General features: G+C 55.9%; 14 protein-coding genes. 10 read left to right on the top strand and 4 right to left on the bottom strand.

Annotated features, from left to right (window positions below; genetic code table 11):
* The first annotated feature begins 376 nt into the window (after positions 1-376).
* The 4 genes from fdhF to Dvar_RS00920 all read left to right on the top strand — a co-directional run bounded on the left by fdhF (position 377) and on the right by Dvar_RS00920 (position 9,341).
* Positions 377-3,130 carry a formate dehydrogenase subunit alpha gene (gene fdhF, locus Dvar_RS00935; RefSeq protein ID WP_419659854.1) on the top strand — a complete coding sequence of 918 codons (2,754 nt, stop codon included), beginning with the start codon at positions 377-379 and terminating at the stop codon, positions 3,128-3,130.
* Between the two features lie 239 nt (positions 3,131-3,369).
* On the top strand, positions 3,370-4,314 hold the full coding sequence (locus Dvar_RS00930; protein WP_419659853.1) for a methyltransferase domain-containing protein: 945 nt from the start codon (positions 3,370-3,372) through the stop codon (positions 4,312-4,314).
* A gap of 109 nt (positions 4,315-4,423) precedes the next feature.
* Positions 4,424-6,631 (top strand): molybdopterin-containing oxidoreductase family protein, encoded by a 2,208-nt coding sequence (locus tag Dvar_RS00925; protein WP_419659852.1) that lies wholly within the window; start codon positions 4,424-4,426, stop codon positions 6,629-6,631.
* A 511-nt stretch (positions 6,632-7,142) separates the two neighbouring features.
* On the top strand, positions 7,143-9,341 hold the full coding sequence (locus Dvar_RS00920; RefSeq protein ID WP_419659851.1) for a hypothetical protein: 2,199 nt from the start codon (positions 7,143-7,145) through the stop codon (positions 9,339-9,341).
* A 116-nt stretch (positions 9,342-9,457) separates the two neighbouring features.
* Here Dvar_RS00920 and Dvar_RS00915 read toward each other — a convergent pair whose 3' ends face one another.
* Entirely contained in the window at positions 9,458-10,657 is a 1,200-nt protein-coding gene (locus tag Dvar_RS00915) for an aminotransferase class I/II-fold pyridoxal phosphate-dependent enzyme (protein ID WP_419659850.1), read from the bottom strand.
* Positions 10,658-10,961: 304 nt separating this feature from the next.
* Between Dvar_RS00915 and Dvar_RS00910 the strand changes: the two genes are divergently transcribed.
* Complete coding sequence (locus Dvar_RS00910; RefSeq protein WP_419659849.1) at positions 10,962-11,720, top strand: YdcF family protein; 759 nt, start codon at positions 10,962-10,964, stop codon at positions 11,718-11,720.
* A gap of 22 nt (positions 11,721-11,742) precedes the next feature.
* Complete coding sequence (locus tag Dvar_RS00905) at positions 11,743-12,252, top strand: hypothetical protein (protein WP_419659848.1); 510 nt, start codon at positions 11,743-11,745, stop codon at positions 12,250-12,252.
* Here the strand turns inward: Dvar_RS00905 and Dvar_RS00900 are convergent.
* Genes Dvar_RS00900 through Dvar_RS00890 form a run of 3 tightly spaced genes read right to left on the bottom strand, consistent with a single transcriptional unit; the run spans position 12,249 to position 14,609 of the window.
* Complete coding sequence (locus tag Dvar_RS00900; protein WP_419659847.1) at positions 12,249-12,917, bottom strand: response regulator; 669 nt, start codon at positions 12,915-12,917, stop codon at positions 12,249-12,251. The two genes, Dvar_RS00905 and Dvar_RS00900, sit on opposite strands and share 4 nt — an antisense overlap.
* A gap of 1 nt (position 12,918) precedes the next feature.
* Positions 12,919-13,851 (bottom strand): sensor histidine kinase, encoded by a 933-nt coding sequence (locus Dvar_RS00895; protein ID WP_419659846.1) that lies wholly within the window; start codon positions 13,849-13,851, stop codon positions 12,919-12,921.
* A complete protein-coding gene (locus Dvar_RS00890; RefSeq protein ID WP_419659845.1) occupies positions 13,851-14,609 on the bottom strand; it encodes a MinD/ParA family protein in 759 nt (252 codons plus the stop codon). Before Dvar_RS00890 ends, Dvar_RS00895 begins: the two co-directional genes overlap by 1 nt.
* A gap of 400 nt (positions 14,610-15,009) precedes the next feature.
* Between Dvar_RS00890 and Dvar_RS00885 the strand changes: the two genes are divergently transcribed.
* The 4 genes from Dvar_RS00885 to Dvar_RS00870 all read left to right on the top strand — a co-directional run bounded on the left by Dvar_RS00885 (position 15,010) and on the right by Dvar_RS00870 (position 21,696).
* On the top strand, positions 15,010-15,489 hold the full coding sequence (locus Dvar_RS00885) for a MarR family winged helix-turn-helix transcriptional regulator (RefSeq protein WP_419659844.1): 480 nt from the start codon (positions 15,010-15,012) through the stop codon (positions 15,487-15,489).
* A 13-nt stretch (positions 15,490-15,502) separates the two neighbouring features.
* Entirely contained in the window at positions 15,503-16,891 is a 1,389-nt protein-coding gene (locus Dvar_RS00880) for an efflux RND transporter periplasmic adaptor subunit (protein ID WP_419659843.1), read from the top strand.
* Positions 16,888-20,127: an efflux RND transporter permease subunit gene (locus Dvar_RS00875; protein ID WP_419659842.1), complete on the top strand. Its 3,240-nt coding sequence runs from the start codon at positions 16,888-16,890 to the stop codon at positions 20,125-20,127. The genes Dvar_RS00880 and Dvar_RS00875 overlap by 4 nt, the downstream gene beginning before the upstream one ends.
* A gap of 132 nt (positions 20,128-20,259) precedes the next feature.
* Positions 20,260-21,696: a TolC family protein gene (locus Dvar_RS00870; protein ID WP_419659841.1), complete on the top strand. Its 1,437-nt coding sequence runs from the start codon at positions 20,260-20,262 to the stop codon at positions 21,694-21,696.
* The last annotated feature ends 199 nt before the right edge of the window (positions 21,697-21,895 follow it).

The raw sequence follows: 21,895 nt of genomic DNA, 5'->3' as shown, positions 1-21,895 counted from the left end.
AGAATCTAATTAGTGTCCATCCAGAAATGGCCAATTTGCCCGATATCGGCGTTGCGCGAAAAATTTAATCCTCGGAATATCAACAGCAGGATTACGATTGATGATCTTAGCCCATCAACCATCATGTGTTCTCCCTTTATCACCGCCCGCCTGTGGTCGCACCAGCAGCTTCAATTGAGTGCCCGACAACCGTTGCCCGTGATGGCAACCCGATCGTTCCAGACCAAGGAACATTGACCAGCCAAGGGTCCCAATCGCCTGAAAACGGAAACCGCGCCGCGACAGACCGGCTTGCCGTCCGGTCTGGTTGCATAACGGGTCCATAGCCCCGTTGCGTTTTGCCGGGCATCAACACTCAATAGAAAGGATTTCTCCCATGCCTACGCTCAGTCTGAATGACCGAACCGTTTCCTTTGAAACCAGACAAACCATCCTGGAGGTGGCTCAGCAAAACGACGTGGTCATCCCCACGCTATGCCATCTGAAAGAGGCCCACGCCACCGGAGGCTGCCGCATCTGTGTGGTGGAGGTGGCGGGCAGCGACCAGCTCTTGCCGGCCTGCGCCACACCGGCCGGCGCCGACATGCGCATTCTTACCGACAGCCCGGCCGTCAGAACCGCACGCAAGGCGATCATAGAGATGATGCTGGCCGCCGGCGCTCACAACTGCCTGCTCATGGATCATCCCCAGTCCAGCTGGAGTGAAAGCCAGCTTGCGATCATGGAGCAACCCTGGCATGACAAGATCTGTCCCGCCCATGGCGACTGCCGGCTACAGGACCTGGCCATCGAGTACGAAGTCAGCGTGGCCGGCATCGACCAGAAAATCGACGGCCATCCGCTGGACGACGCCACGCCCATGATCGTGCGTGACTACAGCCGCTGCATCGGCTGCGGCCGCTGCATCCAGGCCTGCAACGAGGTTCAGGTCAATGCGGCCATCCCCTCGCCCTATGGCCGCCGCGAAGACCATCCCAACGGATGGTATCCGTTGGTGGATTATGAAAACTGCACCCACTGCGGCCAGTGTCTGCAGGCCTGTCCCACCGGCGCCCTATTCGAAAAAAAGGCCTTTGGCCTGGCCACCGGCAGTGAGGCAGAGAAGGTGCGCACCACCTGTCCCTACTGCGGTGTGGGATGCCAGCAGTGGCTGCATGTACGGAACGACCGGGTGATCAAGGTCACCGCCGTGGAGGAAGGCGCGCCCAACCTGGGCCGGCTGTGCGTCAAGGGGCGCTTCGGGTATGATTTCATCCACTCACCCGAACGTCTCACCCATCCGCTGATCCGCGAAGGCGAATCGTTTCGCAAAGCCTCCTGGGACGAGGCCCTGGACCTGGTGGCCGAAAAGTTCAAACAGATCAAACAGCTTCACGGTCCCGACGCCCTGGCCGGCATCAGCTGCGCCCGAAGCATCAACGAAGACTCCTACAATATGCAGAAACTTTTCCGGGCCACCATCGGTACCAACAACATCGACCACTGCGCCCGTACCTGTCACGCGCCCACCGTGGCCGGCCTGGCGCGGGCCTTCGGCTCGGGCGCCATGACCAACTCCTTTGCCGAGGTCCTGGGCGCCAAGCTCTTTTTCGTGATCGGTTCCAACATGACCGAGGCCCATCCGGTGGCAGCCACCTTCGTCAAGCAGGCCGTTCGAAACGGTGCCGAGCTGATCGTGGCCGACCCACGCTTCAACGGCATTGCCGAGCATGCCCAAACTTATATGCAGATCAAGGTCGGGTCGGACGTGGCCCTGATCAACGGCATGATGCATGTGCTGATCACCGAGGAGCTGTATGATCGGGACTATGTGATGGCCAACACCGTGGGATTCGATGAGCTGCGGGAGGTTGTCATGCAGTACCCGCCGGAGCGGGCCTCTGAGATCAGCGGCGTGCCGGCCGACACCATCCGTGCGGTGGCCCGCAAAATGGCCGCCGTCAGACCGTCCATGCTGATGTACACCTTGGGCATCACCGAGCACACCTGTGGGGTCAACAACGTGCTCAGCTGCGCCAACCTGCAGATGCTGCTGGGCAATGTGGGGGTCGAGTACGGCGGAGTCAACCCCTTGCGGGGCCAGAACAATGTCCAGGGTGCCTGCGACATGGGAGCCCTGCCCGCCGACTATCCCGGATACCAGAAAGTCACCGATCCGGCAGCGCGGGCCAAGTTCAGCCAGGCCTGGGGGGTGGAGTTGCCCGATACGCCCGGGCTGATGATCCCCGATATGATCGACGGGCTGGAAAATGGAAGCATCAAGGCCCTTTATGTGTTCGGTGAAAATATCGCCAACACCGAACCGGATATAGGCCATGTGGAACATTGTCTGCTCGAGGCCGAATTCGTCGTGTGTAACGATATCTTTGAAACCGAGACCACCCGCTTTGCCCATGTGGTCCTGCCGGCCGCGGCCTGGAGCGAGGATGACGGCACCTTTACCAACGCCGAACGGCGGGTCAGCCGGGTGCGCAAGGCGGTCGAGCCGCCAGGGGAAGCCAAACCCAACTGGTGGATTTTCAGAGAGATCGCCCGCCGTATGGGACAGGTGTGGTCATCGTCCAGCGGCCAGGAGATATGGGACGATGAAGTGGCGCCCCTGTCGCCGATTTTCAGCGGCATTAAATACCACCGCATTGAAACCGACGGTCTGCAGTGGCCGGTGTTTGATGAAACCCACCCTGGAACCACCATCATGCACAGGGACGGAAAATTCACCTGCGGCAAGGGCAATCTGAGTGCCCTGGAGTGGGCCCCGCCGGCTGAGGTGCCTGATGCGGAATATCCATTTGTGCTCAGTACCGGCAGGCGCCTCTACCACTATCATACCCGCACCCAGACCGGCCGCTGCGAAGGGCTCAACACCCTGCTCGGATCGGAAACCGCCGATATTTCCGCGGCGGACGCCGAGGCGCTGGGTATCGGTCAGGGAGAAAAAATCCGCGTCGTCTCCAGGCGCGGCTCGGTGGAGGTGCCGGCCCGGATCACGAAACAGGTACCGCCCGGACTGGTGTGGATGGCCTTTCATTTCCGGGAAGGCTGCGCCAACTGGCTGACCAATCCGGCCTTTGATCCGATTTCCAAAACCGCCGAATTCAAGGCCTGTGCGGTCCGGCTGGAGAAATTGTAGGCACACAAAGTAAACCATCGGCACCCCCTCCCCCGTGCCGATGGTTTACCCTTTTCCATGCTTGATGTTGACCGTTGACATCTCACGCCTAACCAGCAATGGTAATGACCATATGACAAAAAAACCGTGAGATAAATGTGAGTTAACCGCATTAATCGCCCTGCCCACTTGAATCCCATCCACTGCGCATGTATACTGCCTCCTTGTTTATTGATAATCTTCCAAATAGGTGATCAACCATGAAAAAATGGATGACCGACAAACTGATTTGTCCACAATGTCTGGACGCCGAAATACCACTGGACCTGACCGCTCGCGAGACGCAGGGCGATGATATCATCGATGGCGAAATGACGTGTCCTCAATGCAAGGCCATTTATCCGATTGAGCAGGGTGTTGCCGTGCTTCTGCCTGAAAAAACGCGCGATATTCTGAGCGACCATGGCGGATACAACGCGCCCGGAATGCTCTCGGCCTATCTGTGGAGCCATTTCGGCGATCTGCTTGACGACCCTAAGGCCACACAGGCCTACCAGGTCTGGTCGGCGGGCTTCACCCCCACACACGGGGATGCCCTGGATGTCGGCTGCGCCGTGGGACGACTTTCTTTCGATCTGGCCGCGACCCACGATCACGTGATCGGCCTGGACACCTCAATTGCCTTTATCCGCAAAGCCCGTGAGATTCTCACACAAAAAGAGATCTCATTCGACCTGATCGTGGAAGGCCATATCACCGAGCCGCGAACCTATTGTTTCGATGAGAGCCAGGATTTCACCAACGTCGACTTTATCGTCGCCGATGCCCTGGCCCTGCCATTCCGGGAACGTGCATTTGCCACAACAGCAGCCATCAACCTGCTCGAAAAAGTGCCCGACCCCTTGAAACATCTCAGGGAAATCAACCGGGTAATGCGGGATCATTCGGCCATGTTTTTGTTTTCCGATCCCTTTTCCTGGGACGAGGCGGTCTCTCCGCCTGAGCGCTGGCTCAGCGGCAACGGCAACGCCCAGTACAGCGCCCGTGGCATCGACACCATGCGGCGCCTGTTTGCCGGTGAATTCGGTGTGTTCGATCCCCCCTTGGGTATCGCCGAAGACGGCAATGTGGCCTGGAAAATCCGCAAGACCGAAAATCTTTGGGAGCATATTACCTCGCAGTATCTGATCGGCCGCCGCGAGTAACAACTTCCTGAACATTACCACCAATTATATGCCCAATGTTGCATTGCACGAAAAAAGTTTTAAATTTCAGCAAATCCAATAGTCGCTGAAATTTAAAGGAGGACTTGTTTTGAAAACCAAACACGGTATCTGCGGGCTCTGTTTTCACAGCCCGGGATGCGGCGTCAATGTCCATTTTGATGAGAACGATCGGATCGTGCGACTTACCCCTGATCCCGATGCCCCCCTGGGCAAGGTCCTTTGCCCCATCGCGGGCAGCGTCGAAGAGGTAATTTACTCGGAAAAACGCCTCACCCAGCCCATGAAACGGGTCGGTCCCAATGGCGGCTATGATTTTGAACCCATCACCTGGGACGAGGCCTACACGATCATCGTCGACAAGCTGAGCGAAATTAAATCCACGCATGGCCCGCAAGCGGCGGCCTTTTATGCGGGAACCGGTTCCTATGAACGGGCCTTCAAGGATGCCTTCAAACTCAAAGGGGCCGAAATCTATCTGGCCACCAGCATTCTTTTTCCCTACGGATCGCCCAACACCTTCGGGGTGGGCGCACCCTGTTATACGTCATTGGGCGTTTTGGCCCCCAAGCTGACCATGGGGTGTTTGCATATCGATATGTTCTCCGATGTGGACAATAGCGATCTGATCATCGTCTGGGGCACCGATCCGTCCACGTCGACCCCACCGGCGCTGTTTGAACAGCTTAAGACCGCGGCCGACGAGGGCGCCGAAATCATTGTCATCGACCCGCGCAAGACCGCAGCCGCCGAGCTTCCCGATGCCGAGTGGATCCCCATCCGGGCCGGCTCTGACGGCGCTCTGGCCTTGGGCCTTTGCCATATCCTGATCCGCGACGGGATTTACGATAAACCCTTCGTGGAAGATTGGACCGTCGGGTTCGAAGAGCTGGCCGAGTATGTCAAACAATTCCCGCCCGAGCGCGTGGCTGAGCTGACCGGCATCGACCAGGATACCATCGAAGATCTGGCCGAGCGCATTGTGGATGCCGAAGGCGCCAGTTACGTCATGTACACGGGCCTGGAATATACCAAAAGCGGCGTACAGAATATCCGCGCCGTGATGGTGCTGTGGGCCCTGGCCGGCCAACTGGACGTGGAGGGGGGACGCTGTTTTCTGGGACTCGGCCGCACCCTGCCTCTGGCCACCGAGGGACAACTGGCCTCCCCCGGCCTAGACCGTTCCATCGGCGCCGGCAAATTCCCGGTTTACGCCCACTACTGCGGCGATGAACCCCATGCGATCCTCCTGCCGCGGGCGATCATCGACGAGGATCCCTATCCGGTCAAAGGGTTGATCGTACTGGGCGCGTCCCTGCTCACGGCCTGGCCAAACCCGTCGCTTTGGCAACAGGCCCTGGAAAAGCTCGATTTTCTGGTGAGCATCGACCTGCAGTTGACCCGCGATGCCGCCTATGCCGATCTGGTGCTGCCGGCCACCACCGCCTTTGAGCAGGCCTCCTATTGCTATTACGGCAACGCCATCCGTTATCGGGAACAGATGATCGAGCCGGTGGGGCAATCCAAGCCTGCCTATCAGATTCTTGTGGAACTGGCCGAACGCCTTGGCTATGGCGACCAGTTTCCGCAGCATCCGGACCAGCTGCTGGCCGATACCCTGGCCAAGTCCGATACCACGCTGGCCGACCTGATGGTGGCCGACAGGAAGACCTTCGCCCTGCCCAAGACGCCCATGGTCTATCGAAAATGGGAAAAGGGCCTCTTGCGCGCCGACGGAAAGCCCGGCTTCGAAACCCCGTCAGGCAAATTCGAAATAAAGTCGAGTATCCTGGAGCAATACGGTTATAACGGCCTGCCTGTTTATGACGAATCCGACGAAACCCCGGTGAGCAATCCGGATCTTTTCCGGCGCTTCCCCCTGATCCTGGGCACCGGCCCGTTCAAACCGGACATGAAATCGTGTCTGCGCGCCATTCCCAGTTTCATCAAGAAGTATCCGGATCCCATGGTGCAGATGAATCCGGCAGATGCCGAGCAGCGCAAGATAAACACCGGCGATCTGGTGATGATCAAAACAGCCCGCGGCCAGGTGCCCATGCGGGCCTTTGTCACCGATAAAATCATGCCCGGCTTTGTCTATGCACCGGTGGGCGGCGGCGGGCCTTTAGGCACTGAATCGTGGCAACAGGCCAATGTCAACCAGCTCACCGACGATGCGCAATATGACGAGATCTCCGGTTTTCCGGTGTATAAAACGCTCCTGTGCCAGGTAAAAAAAAAGAAACGGGTACGGCGGGGAGCAGCCTCGGCCGACCCGACGCTGGGATGCGGCGGCTAACTTTTTCGATCCACCCCCTGTTTACCCCCTGAGAGCAGTGCTGCAAAGCGGCTACAAATCGTAGTCGCTTTCCGCCTGCAACGCCCCATGTCCAGCCTCACCGGTCCCTTGGTGGCCAACTGACAGTAACCGCCATCCATTGCTGTAAACACTGTTTTATATAACGATCACCGATCTTTCTCGCGCGCGTTGATAACGCCAACATCTTGCATTTTCATGCAAAAAAAAATTTCCAAAAATAACAACCCCTAAGATTGCTTTCGGGGGCGGGTCCACAACTGATTTTGTAAAGTTATAGTTACAATGGCCCGATACCAGGTTCCGATTGTCCGACAACGGTCATATGAATTGAATTAGTGCTGGCGGGATAATTATCCCTTTTGATTTAACGCAGTATCGAACGTTCAACCATATCGGAGTTGCAAGCATGAGAAAAAAAAGGACAGATTCGAAAGCAAATCGGCCAAAAGCAAACAACGCTGTTAAAAACCGGTTCAGACTCGTAAGACTGATGATTACGATGATTCTGACCACCGGTTTTTTAATTGCCTGTGGCGGCGGTGGCGATGATAGCAGTACTAGCAGTAGTGGTAGTACTGACAGCTCGACATCAACGGTCAGTGCCTTGTCCATGCCTGATCGGATTTCAATCACCAGTGTCGACGATTCGGACTCCAGCCGATCCGCCCGGTCATTTTCGGCAAGCAAGGCAGGATTGTTCCGTGCTTTTGATGATCCCGGCACGGATTATGAGAACCAGCGCAAAGATGTGTGGGTTGAAGACACCGATGCCCTGGATATGGTCAACGATATCCTCGCTGTGGTTCAAGATACCGGCTATGAGCATTTTGTCAATGAAGATCCCTACAAAGCCTTGGTAAAAAAAGTCGGTGACAGCGAACAAAGCGGTGGCGGAACGAGCACCACCGCTACAACCACCGAAGAGCTGATGGAAATTACCGTTCAGGTGACCCGGGCCAGCAATACCGCGCCGATGATCGTCAAGGTCTGGGTCATCGAAACCGACGGCCCTGGAGGTGCGGCAATGCTCATCCGCGGCCATTTTACCGTTTCCGAAGGAGTCAGCGACGACTATCCCTACGGTCAGCTGGAAGCCCATTTTGTGGGCGTAAAACTTGATGCAAACGGCGCAGAAACAGACACCGAAACCATGCACATGGCGATCAAAGTGGATGCCGACGACGATGGAAACGTTGTCGTTCAGTGTGTGGACCAGGGCGATGAGGACAATGGCAGCGAGGCTTACGAGTGGAACAATCGTTTTCGGCTGGTTTCCAATTCTGATTTGAGTGAAGGCCATGCCTATGTCAATGCCTATGAGGCTTATGAGCATCCTGGCGGATCCGGAGAAGAAGACTATGTCGGCTACATCGCCTACAATGAAAATTATTTCAAAGAAAAAGAGGCAGATGCAGCGCAGCCGACTGTTTATGATAAAAACAGCCTGCATAGAAAGGTTTACCGCTACAAACTGTTCGACGCGGACAGCGGCGACAAAGTTTCCATGAGCGGCGGTTTTCCGATCACCCTGGAAACCGGTGAATACGGTTACATCGGCTATTGGGGATTGTGGGTCAACGACGGTGTGACGGTCGAAAACGGCGACACGGTCACTGACATGGACGGCAACGCATACACGGTGTTTACCATTGGCGGAAAACTGCGCAAACACACCAGGACCCAGGTGACCCTGGCACAGCTCACCGACGTGGAGATGTCCATGTGGGATAGCACCGAGGGCGTGGACTATATCATTGCCTGGGACGGCACCGAGTTCAAGAAAATTGGTTACCGCAACAACGAAACGGGTCAGGTCGAGTACGGTGAGTATGGTGCCGTGACGTTTGCATATGAATGGGACGGGGCGTGGTGTGAAGCCTTCAACGCCTATATGGGCCTGGGACGACTTTATGCCAACGACGCCACACCGACCGACGCAACCAATTTTTCCTTCCATACCGAAGAAACCATCGACCCGTCGACCGCCGAGGATTGGACGTTTTACTACTGGGGTCCAGTGGTCGGTGAGAATCACGAAGAGTATTGGATGTCCAATCCAACCGCCGCCACCATGCTCACTTTCAATGCTGCCGATCTGGTGCTTGAAGAGAATGGCACCCCCCTGGTGGACACGACGAATGGTTCCTGGATGAGCCCGCTGACGACGGAAGAATATACCCAGGAGAATCAGTGGCAGGCTTACGATGCCGACATCTATTATTCCTGGAGCACGGGGCCAAACCAGTGGGATCAGTACACCGCGCTTAAAAACGCCAGCAACGAATTTGTTTCATTCACGGCGCCGCTGCAGTTTACCTATGTACACAGCACCGACAACGATCTGAACGGCAGCACCACCTTTGATGGCAAGACCTTCAGCCTGGATTACGATGGGTCCGAGCTTCATATTCCATGGACCTATGACGCCGACCTGGATGAATGGCAGCCGATGTTCAGCCTGAAAGACGGTGTCGTATTGACCGACAGTGAGAGTAACACTTATGTGGTCAAGGGTGCCGAAGTCGGCGTGGTCATGCGGGAAGCGACAAACCCGGATGACGCTTCGGATCTGGTCATCGACGAAACCATCGCACCGCCAACACTGACGTTTGATTCAAGCAAAACCGATCTGGTGGGGGATAAACCGTCCGCTGAATTGAAGGTCATCAAGGGCGAACTGGTCGATTAAATGCCTGTTTCTAAAGACTCTAAATAAAACGGCCTGACACCATCAGGCAACATCAAAGCGGGACCTTCCGGTCCCGCTTTTTGTTTATGGACCAGTGTTAAGTGTTAAGAACCGAATCACTTTTCCATTTCCGATAATGCCCGCCGCATCTGACGGAGTCCCTGACGGATGCGGTTTTCGTTTTCCACCAGGGCCAGACGCAGATAATCGTCTCCCTCTTCACCGAAGCCGGCACCAGGAGTCACAGCCACGTTGGCCCGCTCCATCATCTCGACGGCGAATTTCACCGATCCCATCCGGCACCACGGCTCGGGAATCTTGACCCAGACGAACATGCCGGCCTTGGGTTTCTCCACGGGCCAGCCCATACGCTCCAATCCCTCACACATCACGTCGCGCCGGTTTTGATAAAGCTGGGCCTGAACGGCAATATCATCTTCACAATCGCGCATGGCCACGATGCCGGCAATCTGGATGGGAGAAAAAATGCCATAGTCATAATACCCCTTGATGCGTCCCAGTCCCTCGATGATTTTCGGGTTGCCCACGCAATAGCCTACCCGCCAGCCGGCCATATTGTAAGATTTGGAAAAGGAACCGAACTCCACCCCCACATCCATGGCGCCATCGACTTCCATAAAACTGGGGGCCGTATAGCCGTCAAAAGTGATGCGGGCATAGGCGAAATCATTGACCACCATAAATCCGTAACGCTTGGCCAGAACCACGATATCAGCAAAAAATTCCTTGGAGGCCAGCGTACCGGTGGGGTTGTGGGGATAATTGAGCAAAAGCAGTCGCGGTCCGGGAGTCAGGCTCTCGCACATGGTCGTAATGCGTTTTAAAAATTCGTCTTCCGAGGCAATGGGGACCCGGATCACATTGGCACCAGCAATCACGGCCGCATAAACGTGGATGGGAAAGGCCGGGGCCGCCACCAGTACGGTATCTCCCGGTCCCACCAGGGCCAGGCACAGGTGAGAAATTCCCTCCTTGGAGCCGATGGTGCAGATCACTTCCGTTTCCGAGGCCAGATCCACCGCATAATTGCGCCTGTAGTAGTGGGCGATTTCCCGGCGAAGATTGCGCATGCCACCGGCAACCGGATAGCGGTGGGTTTTGGGATCCTGGGCCACTTCACACAGCTTGCCGATTACCGTTTCCGGGGCCGGGTCCACGGGGTTGCCCATGCCCAGGTCGATGACATCCTCGCCGTTCCAGCGCCGCTGCATCTTCATTTTATTAATCATGCCAAAAATATACGGTGGCAAGTGAGACATACGGTCTGAAAAACGGACTATGGGTTTCTCTTCCATTTTTTTCTCCTTCACGGGTTCTCAAGGGCCGGGAAATAAAAACCCCCGATCCTCAGCGGCCCGGGGGTTGAAACGAAACGGGCCGGTGTCGGGTCCGGCCCAATGATGTTCGGTGGTTTAACGTTTTTCGTTGCTACTGCCGCCGATCTGTCAAGGGACCGAGTCCGTTGCGGCGGCCGCGGCAATGATGATATACAGTATCACAGCAATTGGCCTTTCATGCTGGCAAATATAAATTAAGATAGAATCCAAATAGCAAACCTCTGGAGGCACTGTCAACATTTTGCTGACGGTGATGTAACCGATGCTGTTCACATTCAAAAAGCTTGTTACGCCGTTTATCCTGCCACCGGGAATTTTTATCCTGTTTTTACTGATTATCGGTCTGGTCAGCCTGAAACGCCGCCACTTTCGCCTGGGCTTATTGAATCTGTTGCTTGGTATTGCTCTGTACGCCCTGTCCATTTCTTTGGTGGCCAACCGGCTGGTTCAAGGGCTTGAAGCGGATTTTTCCTTCGAGGTCCCTGTCACCGGAGATGTGATTGTTGTATTGGGCGGCGGGACCATCCAGGGGGTCCCGGATCTGACCGGAATCGCCACGCCAACCCCGATCATGATGGGGCGGATCGTCACCGCCGTAAGGCTGTATCGGCAAACGGGGCTGCCCATCATTATTACCGGTGGACGTTGGTCTGATGCGGATATCAGCGAAGCCACTGTGGCCGCACGGTTTATGATGGATTTGGGGGTTCCGGAAACGGCGATCATCAAGGAGGAAATGGCACGCGATACATTTGAAAACGCGCGCTTCACTGCCGCCATCTGTCGCCAAGAAGGCTTTACCCGGCCCATTGTACTGACCACCGCCTATCACCTGAAACGGGTGTTGATCGCCTTCAACAGCGTGGGAATACCGGGCATACCGTTTCCCGCCAACTTTTTTGGAAACAACCATCAATCGGGCCGCTGGCACCGTCTGCTACCGCGTGCGTCAACGCTGTACCTGACCACCTGCGCCCTTCACGAATACTTGGGGATATGGTACTACCAGCTCACAAAATAACGATTGTCCATCCAGAATCTGAATGGACAATAAACAAAAAAAGATGGAACTGGCATTGATAAGGATCGGACATTTCAAACCAGCGGTGCCCAAATGCTGGCTATTCGCCGCTAGCGCGGCCATGTGGAGCGTGGTGGGCCTGATGCTGGGGATCACTGCCATCGGCTGGCTGGTACCGGAAGGATGGCTGCGGGGCATGGGATATGGGGTGGCTGGACTGTTGCTGACCGTCGGGGTGTTGCGCCAACGCTTCGGCCGCCTGGCGCAACAAAATATCCATCGATTGCAGGCCCTGCCGGAACGAGGCTGCTTGTTTGCCTTCCAGGCCTGGAAAAGTTATCTGATCATTGTGTTCATGATCGCCCTGGGAAGCACCCTGCGCCATCTTCCCTTTGCGCGTCACTATTTGGCGGTTGTCTACACCGCCATCGGCGGCGCGTTGGTTCTGGGCAGTTTTCATTATTATCGCCATTTAATCCGGATGGGACGAATCGTCTATCGCCGGCGAAGGCCCTATGGCCATGACGGTTAATCAAATGTGGTAGATGATTTTTCCAGGTCCACGATTCGCTCGCCGCTGGTGTATCGGCGGGTTTCATAGCGGGTAATGCCCATGAGCTTCTGGGTGATGGCGCCCATCCGTTCGACCTGGGATCTGATTTTGGAAATTCTTTCGTAATGGGGATCACTGGGTTCAATCATGCCCATCAGCAATTCCGCATTACCGGAAATGGCCATCATGGGTTGATTGAGCTCGTGACAGACGGCGCCGGCGGTTTCGAGCACCGCTTCGAGTTTTTCACGGTAGATTCGTTCGGTTTCGCTGCGGTGGCGGTGCAAGGCAATCTCGATGGAAACCATCAGACTGCGGGTTTCAAAGGGTTTGACCACATACCCAAACGGTTCTTTGACTTTGGCACGTTCCAGCGTAGCCGAATCGGTATAGGCGGTAAGATAGACCACCGGGATGTTGCACCGCTCCCGAATTAAGCCGGCCGCTTCGATGCCGTCCATGTCTCCTTTGAGACGGATGTCCATCAGCACCAGATCGGGTGTCATCATTTCGGCATCGGCAACCGCCCGCTCACCTTCGTGGGCCACGCCACATACCGAATACCCTGCTTTTTCAAGGCGGCTTTTGATCTCCTGGGCAACGATGCCTTCATCCTCCACCACCAGTATGGTCGCCTTTGTCATGTCAATGGTCCTTTTTATTTGGTTCAGGGATATTGATGAGAATGCCAAACCGCGTTCCGTTGTCGGTTTCAACACTTAGTTTTCCATCCAGTTGGGTGGTCAACGTATCGATCAGACGCAACCCCAGCGAGGTCGAATGCGGACTAGGGGACGGCGTTTCAAGACCGACGCCGTCATCGGCCACCACGATTTCCATCTGGCCGGTGCTGACCATTCGAATCATGATTTCAATGGTTCCGCCTGTGTCGTTCGGGAAGGCATGCTTGATGGCATTGGACACCAGCTCATTGACGATCAATCCGCAGGGCACGGCCATATCTACCCCCAGGGAAATATCGTCGGCATTGATCTTTAAACGCAAACATGCCGGATCGATTCCATAGGCATCGAACAAATTGGCCGTCAGGCTGTACACGTAGCGCCCGAAATCGATTTTCGCCAGATTGTCCGTGCCGTATAGCTGTTCATGGATCAGCGCCATGGATTTCACGCGGTTTTGACTTTCCCGTAAAATTTCCACCCCCTTGGGATCCTGCATGGCGTCTTCCTGCAGATAAAGCAGGCTGGAAACGATCTGTAGATTGTTTTTCACGCGATGGTGGATCTCCTTGAGCAGCGCCTCTTTTTCCGACAATGACTGCCGCAGCCGCTGGTCCGAGGCCAACAGCTCTTTTTCTGCCATCTGGCGCTCAAACAGCTCACGCCGCAATTCATTGGTTTTTCGTCTGACCATGCGGTTTTGCTGCAGATAGCCGAAAAAAATAGCCGAAATGAAAACCACGGCCCCCACCACCAGCCAATGGCTGTGCTCAAGGACCATGGAATTACCGTCGGCAGCCCCAACCCAGCCGGCCACGGACAATACACCGGCGATTGCGCCGGCAAGGATCAGGCGGCGGACAAATCGATTCGAACGTATGCGCCAAAACACCATCAAATCAACATATCGACCCGTTGGGCCAGGTCATGAATCGCCCGGGACGCCTTGCTGCCCGGTGTTTGTTCGATAAACGGAACCTGATCGAGAACCGCCCGTTTGACGGATTTGTCTTCCGGAATGCTTCCCAGGTGAGCCAATTCCAGCTTTAAAAAGCGCTTCGTAACCCGTTTGATCGTCTCCACGGTGTGCTCGCCTTCCCGCGCGCCCTGCACAAAATTGAGCACCAGGTTGAACCGGTTGATGCCGTGATCCCTGGAAAGGAGCTTGATCAGGGCGTAGGCATCGGTCATGGAGGTCGGATCCGGACTGAGAATAAAGATGTTCCGATCGCAAAAACGGTTGTACCAGAGCACCGACGAACCGATGCCGGCGGCCGTATCGATAATCACGTAGTCAAAATCTTGGGCAACCTCGAGAATAAACGCTGCCAGACGGTTTTGCTGGTGATCCCCCAGGGCGACCATCTCCGGCACCCCCGAACTGCCCGGCAGCACGGCCAGGTCCGGACGGACAAAAATAAGCGCCTGCCTGGGGTCGGCCCCGCTTTCAAGGATGTCCCGAATATTTTGCTTTACCGACAGCCTTAGCAGCACATCCACATTGGCCAGTCCCATGTCACCATCAACAATCAGCACCCGGTTGTCATTACGGGTCAGGGCGATGGCGAAATTTACGGTGAAGCTGGTCTTGCCCACACCGCCTTTACCGCTGGTCACGCAAAGAATCAGCGGTTTTTTCTTCTTCTGGGCCATATTTTTATCCGCATCGCGATACTCGCGATTTGTTCCAAGTTTACGAAAAGAAAGGTTAAATCCCTCTATTGAGCTCAATATCGGCTTTCGCCGGACTTACTTTAACCGTTAGCAACACGGACGGCAAAAATGGGTGGACACATCGTTTTCTAACAAAATAACGGTTTAGCGGATTAGCGTGCCACTATCATCCAGAACGACGTGGATTGGGTTTACCGAAACAATTGGTTACAATTTGTTACGCCCGCGACAAGCCAATGCGGGGTAATCCGTGTATCGTTTATATAGTGAACTAAGATAGTTCAAGATCCTATTAATTAGAATAACTAATTATTTTGTTGACAAAAAATTAGGAAATCGTATTTTCAGGCTTTCACACGTTTCCACGTTTGGAGGTTCTATGAAAAACAACGAGACATTAGCCAGTGCGCGCACCATTTTCACCACCGGCAGAATGGTTCACGACATGGTCATGCGGACGTATACAGCGGCCTGTATGGAAGAAGGCAAGGCAACCGCATTTGGAGAGCTCAGTGCCCAGCAGATAAACATGATTCTGATGGTACGGGTCCGGGAGGAGGTATCCGTATCGGAACTGGCCAAACTCCTTGGCGTCTCCCCCCCATCCGTATCGGCCATGGTCGACCGACTGGTGGAACGCGGACTGCTGACCCGCACCCCGTGTGAGCGAGACCGCCGCAAGGTGGAAATCCGCGTGGCCCCGGAAGCCATTGAGATAATTGCCCACGTGGAGGAAATGATTCTGGGATCGTTTGTAGAGCTGGTCGAAGCGGTCGGGCCGGAAACCACCCAAAAGTGGTGCGAGGTGCTCCAGCACATTAAACAGGTTTTAGAAAAAAAACATCTTTCCGCTAAATAATTAAGGTGGACAAATGGAAATCCAATCAAAAGACAAGAAATCTAAAAAGCATGTGATTCTTCGCGTTGTGATCTGCACGTTGATTATCGCTTTTGGCTGGGCGGGGATGAACGGGTTGGCCAGTTTGAAACAGCCCCCGGCCGAGGCGAAAAAAAAGGAGCGGGCGATTTCGGTACAGACCACCACGGCCATGCCCCAGGACTACCCGGTGACAATCACCGGATATGGTCAGGTCCGGGCCCTGACCGAGGTTACCATTTCCCCGGAAGTGTCCGGCCGGGTGGTCGCCACCCATCCCACCCTTAAAACCGGTCGGATCATTTCCAAAGGAGACATTTTATTTCGCATCGATCCCGCTGACTACATCGCCGGCCTTCAGGAGGCCAAGGCCGGTGTGGCCCAGTGGCAAAATACCGTGGCCCGCCTGAAAAAGCAGCTGGCCATCGATACCCGGCGGCTGAAAACCCTCGAACGCAGCGCCCAACTGGCCAAAACCGAGTTTGAACGCGTACACCGGCTTTTCGAATCGGATCGGGTGGGCACCCGTTCTGGTGTGGACCAGGCGGAGCGGGCCTACAACAGCGCCACAGATCAGGCCGATGGGATGGCCCAGGCGGTCAGTCTCTACCCCCTGCAAATTCGCGAGGCGCAAAGCAGTCTGCAATCTGCCCAGGCACGCCTTTCCATGGCCGAGGCCAATCTGGCCCGCTGCGAGGTCAGGTCACCGTTTGATGCCCGCATCAAATCCGTCAGCCTGGAAACCGGTCAATATGTCACCCCCGGCCAGCAGGTACTGACCCTGGCCGATGACACGCTGCTGGAAATTCAGGTTCCCCTGGATAGCCGTGATGCCCGCAAATGGCTGCAATTTGATAAAACCCTGAATGAACCGCAGACCACGGCCTGGTTTGGCCGGCTGAAACCGGTTGCATGCACGATACGCTGGACCGAGGACAAGGCCGGATCCGTATGGACCGGCACATTGAACCGGGTGGTCGAATTCAACCAGCAGACCCGTACCCTTACCGTGGCCGTGCGGATCACAGCGGACGCAGCCACCGGCGGTGACCAGACGCTGCCCTTGGTCGAAGGCATGTTCTGTGCGGTGGAGATTCCCGGGCGGACCTTAACGCAGGTCGTCCGTCTGCCCCGCCAGGCGGTCACCTTTGAAAACAAGGTCTACCTGGCCGATGCCGACAAGCGGCTCAAAACCGTCATGGTCGACGTGGTACGCAGCCAAGGCGAGTATGTGTATGTGGGATGGGGCATCAAATCGGGCGATACGGTGATTGTCACCCGGCTCATCGATCCGTTGGAAAACAGCCTGCTGAAATTCGTCGACGCCATTGGAAAACAACCTGCTGGAAAACCGCCCGTCGCTAAAAAGGAGTCTGCCTCATGAAACAGACACTTGCCGCCTTTGCCCGCAACACCGTGTTCGCCAATATCGTGCTGGTGCTGGTCTTCATTGCCGGCTACATCGCCACGGCCAACATGATCCGTGAGACATTTCCGGAGTTTTCCCTGGACATGATCACCATTTCGGTACCCTATCCAGGAGCCGATCCGGAGGAGGTAGAAGAAGGAATCAGCCGTAAGATCGAAGAGGCCATCGAGGGCCTTGAGGGGATCAAGCAATACACCACCCAGTCCGCCGAGAGCCTGGGCACGGCCAATATCGAAGTCCAGGAAGATTACGATATAGACGAGGTGCTCGATCGGGTACGCACCAAGATCAACGCCATCTCCACCTTTCCGGTGGATGCGGAAAAACCGGTCATCAGCGAGCTTTTGCTCAAGGATCTGGTGACCCTGCTTTATCTGTCCGGCGATATGTCCGAACGGCGCATCAAGGAGTGGTCTGAAACCATAAAAGATGAAATCCAGCAACTGCCCAACATCTCCCAGGTAGCCACGTTCGGTGCCCGCGATTACGAGATTGCTATCGAAGTGTCTGAAGAACGGCTGCGCCAGTACGGGATTTCTTTCGACGAAGTGGCGTCCTCCGTGCGCCGCAGCAGCCTGAACCTGGCCGGTGGAACCATCCGTACCCGTGAGGAGGAAATCCGGGTACGCACCATGGGCAGGAAATACACCGGTGAGGAACTGGCCTCCATCATTGTCCTGGCCACGCCGGAAGGCGACGTGATCACGCTGGACCGGCTGGCCAGAATCAACGACGGTTTTGCCGAGGATCCCATCAAAGCCAGCATCAACGGTGAACCCGCGGTGCTGCTGCTGGTCTATAAAACGCCCGAAGAGGATGCCCTGGAAATTTCCAAAACCGTCAACGCATATATTACAGCCAAACAGGAGCAAGTCCCCGACGGCGCCAATATCCGAATGCTATATGACAATACCGAAATGCTGCGCTCACGCATCGATCTGCTCATGAAAAACGGCATCATCGGTCTTTGCATCGTTTTTTTGCTGCTATGGTGTTTTCTCAACACCCGCCTCTCTTTTTGGGCGGGCATGGGAATTCCCATTTCCATTGCCGGCGCACTGGTGATTCTCTGGGCAATGGGCGGTACCATCAACATGATCTCCCTTTTCGGACTGATCATGGTCTTAGGGATTGTGGTGGACGACGCCATCGTGGTGGGAGAAGCCATCTATGTGCATCGCAAGCAGGGCAAGCCCGCCTTAAAGGCTGCCATCGATGGGGTCAGCGAAGTGGGCATGCCGGTGGTGGCTGCGGTATTGACCACCGTTGTGGCATTCGTGCCCCTGTTTTATGTGGGTGGGATCATGGGTAAATTTATTTCCATCCTGCCGGCCGTGGTCATCGCCTGCCTGGTGGTTTCATTGGTGGAGTGCCTGTTCCTGCTTCCGGCCCATTTGAGCCACCTGCCTGATCCCAACCAGTCCACGGCCAAAGGGCATCGACTGTTTAAGCGACTGTCCCAGGTCCAGATCACCACCGCCCGGTGGATGGAGCAATTCGTCGCCCGCGTTTATCTACCCTTTTTGAGCCAGGCACTGCACTGGCGCTACATTTCACTGGCCACCGCCATAGCTGTCCTGCTGCTCACCATTGGACTGGTGCGAAGCGGTATCATCAAGTTCGAGGTTTTTTCCAAAATGGACGGCTTTATCATGACCGCCACAGTGGAATTTCCCAGCGGTACGCCGCCGGATGTTACCCGGCGCGCCATCGCCCAGATCGAAGCCGCCCTGCTGCGCCTGGAAAAAAACAACCCGACCCGCAGCGGCGACCCGCTGGTCAAGGATCGTCTCACCTTAGTGGGCCAGACCCTTGGCGATATACCTGATATCGGTCCCAATTACGGGTCGGTGCAGGCGATTCTGCTCGATTCCGAATTGCGCGGCATCCATTCCGAGGACCTGATGGTGCAATGGGAAAAAGAAATCGGGACTTTGCCGGGAATCAAATCCCTGACCTTTGCCGGCATGGAAGCCGGTCCGCCGGGTGATCCCATCGAAGTATGGCTCCAGGGCCAGGACATGAACGTGATTCTGGCTGCGGCTGATGATCTGATGGACCGGCTCCGGCAATTTGACGGCGTTTATCAGATTCGCAGCGACTTTTCACCGGGAAAAAACGAGATGCGCCTGCGTTTGAAACCCGAAGCCCGCCCCCTGGGACTGACCGTGGAGGACCTGGCCCGGCAGGTCTATGCCGGTTACTATGGCGATGAAGCCTTACGTTTGCAACGCGGCCGCGATGATGTACGGGTAAAAGTACGTTACACCGCCGACGAGCGCAGCCGGATCTCGGACCTGGAACAGGTGCGCATTCGCAACGCCCGCGGTTTCGAAGTCCCGCTCATGTCCGTGGCCGACGTCACCTTTGCGCCCGGTTACTCAACCATCACCCGCACCGACGGCATGCGCCGGGTGGCGGTGAGTGCCGGCGTGGACACCAAGCGGGCCAACGCCAACGAAATTTTCGCCGAGCTGTCGGCCAGCTATTTTCCGGAGCTGAAAAAACAATATCCCAGTCTGTTCGTCGCCCTTCAGGGCGAACAGAAAAAAATGCGCGAATCCCTGGGCAGTCTTGAGATCGGTTTTCCCCTGGCCGTGCTCGGCATCTTTATCATCATCGCCACCATATTCCGATCCTACGCCCAGCCGTTTATCATCCTGTTTACCGTGCCCTTTGGAATTATCGGTGCAATCATCGGCCACCTGGTGCTGGGGTATGACCTGTCCATGATGAGCATGTTCGGCATGGTGGCCCTGACCGGGGTGGTGGTCAATGACGCCATCGTGCTCATTGAACGCATCAACGAAAACATGGCTTGCGGAATGCCATTCTTCGACGCTATTTTACACGGTGGCATGCGACGCTTCAGGGCCATTTTCCTGACCACCTTGAGTACCGTGGGTGGCCTGGCGCCATTGATCCTGGAAACCGACTTTCAGGCCAAGTTTCTGATTCCCATGGCCCTTTCCATTGCCGCCGGGGTGGTCTTCGCCACCATGCTCACCCTGGTCCTGATCCCCAGCTTGCTGGCCATTCTCAGTGATCTGCGCCTTTTGGTGTATCGCATCCGTTACGGCAACTGGCCCAAACGCCTGGATGTCGAACCGGCCCGCAGCCGGTACAATCATCCATTGGCGGAGGAGCCTGGCGACCGGCCGGCACTGCCGTCCGTGGATGTCTGTAATTGATGCCCCTTGCTGTAAGCTTGTCGATTTTTTTGAATTGGGAAAGCCCTTGTCGGGGTTGCATGTGGCGTATTTTCATCCTAAACAGTCAAAGTGCCTATCTTCAACAATACGATGTGAGGAGTAAGTGAAAATATGAAAAGATGCAGTGCATGGTTGGTCGTTTCTTTTTTTTGGTTGAGCATGGCTTGCCCCCCGGCAATCCTTGCCCAGGAGACCCAAACAAAGGCGTCTTCCGTAAAAGACAGCATGGAAAGCGGTTCGGCCGTTGATTGGGCAACCATTGAAACCCTGGATCTGGACACCACCGTGGCCATCGCCCTTTCCGGCAATCCCGGTCTCATGGCCGCCGTGGCCCGGGTCAATCAGGCCAAGGCCCAGGTGGACCAGGCCCGGTCCACCTATTGGCCAAGCCTGGATGCCAACGCCTCTGCGGCGCGGGTGGAAATGTCGACAAATACCTACGAAGAAAATATGGCCACCGTCCGCTATTTTAATCCCAATGCCACCATCGACAACCCGGATGACTACTATAATGCGGATTTGACGGCGTCCTGGATTCTGTTTAACGGGTTTGAACGCAAATTCTCCAATCTGGCCGCCCGCTATGGAGAGAAAAACAGTACGGCGGCATTGAAGGACGCCCAGCGGCTTTTGATATCCTCCGTGGCCCAATCCTATTTTTCCGCCCAACTGGCCCTGGAGAACATCGCCATCGCCAAGGCCGACGAAGCCTTCAACCAGCGCCAGCTGAACGATGCAAAGGCCCGCCAGCGGGTGGGCACCGGGTCGCTCAGCGATGTGCTCAACTTTCAGGTACGGGGAAATCAGGCCAAGACCAAACGGATCAATGAAGAATACCAGTACAAAATTACGCTGTTCGGCTTGGCCGCCCTGATGGGGCTTTCCGAAGCCCGGCTGCCCGATCACGTCGAACTGGCCCGCCTTGCCCCTGAAACCGCCACTGAATTGTCCACCCCACAGGTGAACCAATTGATCACCAATGCCATGGATCGCCGGCCCGATATTAAGCAGGTCCAGTGGGGCATCAAGCAGACCGAGGCCCAGATCAAGGTGGCCCAGGCTGACTATTACCCCTCGGTGGTGGTGTCGGGCAGCGTGGAGGGTGAACGCAGCGGCGACATCCATTTTGGCCAGGATGACTTCGGCAACCGCGTTGCGCTGGGCCTTTCCTACAATCTGTTTTCCGGCGGATACACCAAGGCCAAGGTCAGCGAGGCCCGCCATCAAAAGGTGGAGCTGGAAAAAAATCTGGAAGAATTGATTCTATCAACCGCTTCGGATATTCGCAGTTCGGCAGCCCTTGTAGCCACGGCCCAGACCCAGGTGACCCTGCAGCGTGAAAATGTGGATCTGGTGCAGCGTACCCGCGATCTGGTGGAAAAGGAATACAACGCCGGCCAGGGGTCCCTGGTTCGCCTCAACGAAGCGCAAAAGGATCTGACCACCGCTCAGGGCAATCTGGCCCAGGCCCTGGTGGCGCTTCGCCAGGCCTGGATCGAGCTGGAAACCCGCACGGGCAGCATCCTGGCCACCTACGCCGCCCCCTGATCGTTCTTTCTTGTGGGAATCGCTATGGGTATCGATTGCCGCCGCAATGGCGGCCTTCTCCGATGCCCATAGCTATTCCGATTTTCATGAGGGTTGATTTCATGCTCCATCCTTAGCCTCCCGGTCTCTTTTTTTCCCCTTCACCAAAATTCCTGATCCGCCTGTGATGCGCTAGCTATTGCGCCTCCATCGCCGCCCT

Origin of the sequence: Desulfosarcina variabilis str. Montpellier, from assembly GCF_048565275.1 — a bacterium.
Lineage (GTDB): Bacteria > Desulfobacterota > Desulfobacteria > Desulfobacterales > Desulfosarcinaceae > Desulfosarcina > Desulfosarcina variabilis.
The sequence above is the reverse complement of the archived record's forward strand: the minus strand, read 5'-3'. Positions and strand labels throughout refer to the sequence as shown.

Coding starts and splice junctions, on each gene's coding strand:
- Dvar_RS00920 (WP_419659851.1), top strand. CDS start 7,143: ATGATTACGATGATTCTGACCACCGGTTTTTTAATTGCCTGTGGCGGC.
- Dvar_RS00910 (WP_419659849.1), top strand. CDS start 10,962: ATGCTGTTCACATTCAAAAAGCTTGTTACGCCGTTTATCCTGCCACCG.
- Dvar_RS00880 (WP_419659843.1), top strand. CDS start 15,503: ATGGAAATCCAATCAAAAGACAAGAAATCTAAAAAGCATGTGATTCTT.
- Dvar_RS00915 (WP_419659850.1), bottom strand. CDS start 10,657: ATGGAAGAGAAACCCATAGTCCGTTTTTCAGACCGTATGTCTCACTTG.
- Dvar_RS00885 (WP_419659844.1), top strand. CDS start 15,010: ATGAAAAACAACGAGACATTAGCCAGTGCGCGCACCATTTTCACCACC.
- Dvar_RS00870 (WP_419659841.1), top strand. CDS start 20,260: ATGAAAAGATGCAGTGCATGGTTGGTCGTTTCTTTTTTTTGGTTGAGC.
- Dvar_RS00895 (WP_419659846.1), bottom strand. CDS start 13,851: ATGGTGTTTTGGCGCATACGTTCGAATCGATTTGTCCGCCGCCTGATC.
- Dvar_RS00930 (WP_419659853.1), top strand. CDS start 3,370: ATGAAAAAATGGATGACCGACAAACTGATTTGTCCACAATGTCTGGAC.
- Dvar_RS00900 (WP_419659847.1), bottom strand. CDS start 12,917: ATGACAAAGGCGACCATACTGGTGGTGGAGGATGAAGGCATCGTTGCC.
- Dvar_RS00890 (WP_419659845.1), bottom strand. CDS start 14,609: ATGGCCCAGAAGAAGAAAAAACCGCTGATTCTTTGCGTGACCAGCGGT.
- fdhF (WP_419659854.1), top strand. CDS start 377: ATGCCTACGCTCAGTCTGAATGACCGAACCGTTTCCTTTGAAACCAGA.
- Dvar_RS00875 (WP_419659842.1), top strand. CDS start 16,888: ATGAAACAGACACTTGCCGCCTTTGCCCGCAACACCGTGTTCGCCAAT.
- Dvar_RS00905 (WP_419659848.1), top strand. CDS start 11,743: ATGGACAATAAACAAAAAAAGATGGAACTGGCATTGATAAGGATCGGA.